This is a genomic window from Actinospica durhamensis, from assembly GCF_018139695.1.
In the GTDB taxonomy this organism is placed as follows: Bacteria; Actinomycetota; Actinomycetes; order Streptomycetales; family Catenulisporaceae; genus Actinospica; species Actinospica durhamensis.
In genome coordinates this window covers 1-4,422 of sequence record NZ_JAGSOG010000433.1, presented here as the reverse complement: position 1 = coordinate 4,422, position 4,422 = coordinate 1, and the positions used below count along the sequence as shown (strand labels likewise).

Annotated in this window: 2 protein-coding genes; one reads left to right on the top strand and one right to left on the bottom strand. The window is 69.4% G+C overall.

The genetic code is table 11. The features are described 5' to 3' along the window. Nucleotides 1-223 precede the first annotated feature (223 nt). On the bottom strand, nt 224-2,239 hold the full coding sequence (gene thrS, locus KDL01_RS39250) for a threonine--tRNA ligase (protein ID WP_212533804.1): 2,016 nt from the start codon (nt 2,237-2,239) through the stop codon (nt 224-226). A 521-nt stretch (nt 2,240-2,760) separates the two neighbouring features. On the opposite strand from thrS, the gene KDL01_RS39245 reads away from it, so the two are divergent. Further along, nucleotides 2,761-4,206, top strand: coding sequence for a hypothetical protein (locus tag KDL01_RS39245; protein ID WP_212533803.1), 1,446 nt, complete (start codon nt 2,761-2,763; stop codon nt 4,204-4,206). Nucleotides 4,207-4,422 lie beyond the last annotated feature (216 nt).

Genomic DNA, 4,422 nt, shown 5'->3' with positions numbered 1-4,422 from the left:
CGCCCACGCCCACGCCCACGCCCACGTCCACGTCCACGATGACGCGCTCCGGGATGACGCCCCGCATCTCAAAATGACGCGCCCCAGAATGCAGCGTGCCGCTGCACCGGATTTCCGGTGCAGCGGCACGTTCACTGCCTAGCGTTCACCACTGGCGTTGGCTCGGGACGGGCTGTCTGCTGTCAGCCATCGTGCCTCGGTCGTTGCGCGCCAGTCGTTCCCGTCAGTCGTTGCGGCGCGAGCGGACTGCTTCGACGATCTCGGCGACGGCTTCGTCCACCGGGACGCCGTTGTTCTGCGAGCCGTCGCGGTAGCGGAAGGAGACGGCGCCCTTGGTCACGTCCTCTTCGCCCGCGATGAGCATGAAGGGGACCTTGGCCTTCTGGGCGTTGCGGATCTTCTTCTGCATGCGGTCGTCCGAGGCGTCGACCTCGACCCGGATGCCCTGGGAGCGCAGCTTCGCCGCGACCTCGTGCAGGTAGGGCACGTGGGCGTCGGTGATCGGGATCGCGGTGACCTGGACCGGGGCGAGCCACGCGGGGAAGGCGCCGGCGTAGTGCTCGAGGAGCACGGCGAAGAAGCGCTCGATCGAGCCGAACAGGGCGCGGTGGATCATCACCGGCTGGTGGTCGGCGCCGTCGGAGCCCTTGTAGGCGAGGTCGAACAGGCCCGGCTCCATGAAGTCGAGCTGGATCGTCGACATCTGCCAGGTGCGGCCGATCGCGTCCTTGGCCTGGACCGAGATCTTCGGGCCGTAGAACGCGGCGCCGCCCGGGTCGTCCACCAGGTCGAGGCCACGCTTGAGCGCGACCTTGCGCAGGGTCTCGGTGGCTTCCGCCCAAGCCTCGTCCGTGCCGATCGACTTCTCCGGGTCACGGGTGGAGAGCTCGAGGTAGAAGTCGTTCAGGCCGTAGTCGCGCAGCAGATCGAGCACGAACGTGAGCAGGCTGTCGAGCTCGTCCGACATCTGCTCGCGGGTGCAGTAGATGTGCGCGTCGTCCTGGGTGAAGCCGCGGGCACGGGTCAGACCGTGGACCACGCCCGACTTCTCGTACCGGTAGACGGTGCCGAACTCGAACAGCCGCAGCGGCAGCTCCCGGTACGACCTGCCCCGCGAGCGGAAGATCAGGTTGTGCATCGGGCAGTTCATCGGCTTGAGGTAGTAGTCCACGCCGTCGTCGAGCTGCATGGGCGGGTACATGCCGTCCTTGTACCAGTCCAGGTGACCGGAGAGCTCGAACAGCGTGCCCTTGGTGGCGTGCGGGGTGTAGGCGAACTCGTATCCCGACTCGACGTGCCGCTGCCGCGAGTACTGCTCCATCTCGTTGCGGATGACCGCACCCTTCGGGTGGAACACCGCGAGGCCCGAGCCGATCTCGGTCGGGAAGGAGAACAGGTCGAGCTCGGCGCCGAGCTTGCGGTGGTCGCGCTTCTCGGCCTCGGCCAGGAAGTCCAGGTGCGCCTTGAGCGCGTCCTTCGACTCCCACGCGGTGCCGTAGATCCGCTGGAGCTGCGGGTTCTTCTCGCTGCCGCGCCAGTACGCGGCGGCCGAACGCATCAGCTTGAACGCCGGGATGTTCCGGGTGGTGGGCAGGTGCGGACCGCGGCACAGGTCCTTCCAACACAGCTCGCCCGACTTGGCGTCGATGTTGTCGTAGATGGTCAGCTCGCCGCCGCCCACCTCGACGTCCGCACCGTCGTCGGTGCTCACGGCGTTGCCGGAGCCCTTCAGGCCGATCAGCTCGAGCTTGAACGGCTCGCCGGCCAGTTCCTGGCGCGCGGCCTCGTCGGAGACGGGGCGGCGGGAGAAACGCTGGCCCTGCTTGACGATCGCCTGCATCCGCTGCTCGATCGTCTTCAGGTCGTCCGGGGTGAACGGACGCTCGACCTGGAAGTCGTAGTAGAAGCCGTCCCGAATGGGCGGGCCGATGCCGAGCTTGGCCTCCGGGAAGACCTCCTGCACGGCCTGGGCCATCACGTGCGCGGTGGAGTGGCGCAGGATGGCGCGGCCGTCCTCGGAGTCGATCGCGACCGGCTCGATCGCGTCTCCGTCCGCGAGTTCACGGTCGAGGTCGACCAGGATCGGCTCGGCCGCGGCGGCACGCAGCCGGGCGGCGATGTTGGAACGGTCGCCCGCGAACACCTCGGCGAAGAGCTGGCCGATCGTAGTGCCCGTGGTGACCGTCCGCTCTTCCCGCTGGTCGGGTAGGCGGTCGATGGTCACACGGATCTCGGACACCGTGGCACTCCTGCTCTCTCGAAATCACTCGCGACCGCTCCAACGGCGGCCTAGCACGATGGTACCGAGCCCGGGGCCAAGGCCATGCATCATCCCTCTCACTCCGGCATCCGGGCCATCTCACTCCGACGTCCCTGCCATCTCACTCCGGCTTCGCAGCCATGCATGAGCGCTCGCGAATCCGGCGTCCGGCAAGCGGCGTCCGGCATCCGCCATCCGCCATCCGCCATCCGGCCATCCGGCCATCCGGCCATCCGGCCAGGAGGACGGTCAATGGATTCAGATCGATGCTCCGGTCCGGTGCGGATGCCTGCTCAGCTCGGTCGGCCGACTCATTGAGGGTGACGGCCCCGACGTGACGGCCCGCCAGCTGTCGTGGGCGAGGTGGTGATGCTGTCGTGGGCGAGGTGGTGATGCTGCCGCGGGCGGGGTGGTGATACGGCTGTCGGGCCGGGCTCTCGGGCGTGGATTATTTCCCTTTGCGTCGCCCGACGTTCACGTTCTGCGATTACGTTGTCGCTGTGGCCACCACCGTCGCGCAGCCAGGATGGTCCCCGCCCGCGGTCGTTCCGGGACGCTCCGCGCGTCCGGTGCGGCCCACGCCGACGAGGGTGCGGCTGATCGCGGCGACGCTCACCGTCGCGCTGTTCGCGCTGTTCGCGCTGATGGCGGTGACGGCGGCGGCGTTCTTGCAGGCGCGGGCGCGGGCGCAGACGGTGACGTCGCGGGCGGCTACGGCGGCTACGGCCGGGGACCTGTATTTCGCGCTGGCCGATTTGGACGCCGAGGCGGCGCGGCTGGTGCTGCTCGGGGACGGGGACTTCCAGAGCGCGGGGGACGGCACGTTCGCCGGGAATCAGCTCAGCGCTCTGAGTGCGTACAACGCTCGGACGGCGCAGGTCGACGCGGATCTGCAGGCGCTCGCGGCGGCCGGTGGGGTGAGCATCTCGACGACGTCGGGGACATCGGCGACGACTTCGACGGGGACCGGGACCGGTTCGACCGGAACCACGACTGGCGGCACGGGTGCGTCGGCGGGGAGCGCCGGCGCGGACACCTCGGTGCTCGCGGCCGATGTGACGCAGTATCGGTCGGTGGCCGACGCGGCGATCGGGCTCGACGAGTTTCCTGGGGTGTTCGCGGGTTCTCCGACGCCGACGGCCATCGGTTTCTACGGCCGCGCCGAGACGCTGATGCACGACGTGGTGCTCCCGGCGGCCGAGGACTTGCGGCAGAGTACGGCCGCGGCGTCGACGTCGGCCGCGTCCGACGCGCACGTTTGGGCGATGGCCGGGCTGATCGGCACGCTGGCCCTGGGCATCGTGACCGTGGGCGCGCTGGTCATCGCTCAGCGCGCGTTCACCAGGTGGTACCGCCGGCTGCTCAACCCGGCCCTGCTGGCCGCGACGGCGATCACCGTCGCGTTGGTCGGCGGCGCCATGGTGGCGCTGAGCTCGGCATCGCAGGATGCGCAGGCGTCTGGACAGCGGCTGACCGCCTACCTGCAGGTGGTGAAGATCAGGGCGGACAGTTATGACGCCGACGGCGCCGCGGTACGCAGCGTGCTGATGCCCTTCCTGGACTGGAACACCGTCACCCGGCAGGCCGCGGCGGTGGCGCTCGAGCTCAAGGCGCCGAGCGGGGTCCCGGGTGACTCGACGCAGCTGTGGACCGACGGACCCGAAGCCGACTACGCGCTGATTCACACGGACGTCGAGAACGGCGACGTCGCGAGTGCGCTCTCGGTGGAGACCGGCACGGCCCGGCATGAGGACGCGTTCGACTTCTTCGACTACGACCAGGGGTTGGAGGCGATCTCCGGGGATCGCCTGGCCTCGTTCCGGCAGGCGTCGGACAGCTTGTCGAACGATCTCGGACCGTGGCTGTGGCTGCCGTGGGCGATGGCGGGGGCGGCGCTGGTGCTGGTGGGACTGGGCGTACGGCCGCGACTGGCCGAGTACCGGTGATGACGGCGGACAGATAACGGATGACGCATGACGGGCGACGGGCGACGGGCGACGGGCGACGAGCGACGAGCGACGGGCGACGGGCGACGAGCGACGAGCGACGAGCGACGAGCGACGAGCGACGAGCGACGGATTACAGGTGAAGGGCAGGGACTGGACCGCGGACGGGGGCACGGACGGGGACGGGGACTGCCGCAGACGGGGACGGGACAGGGA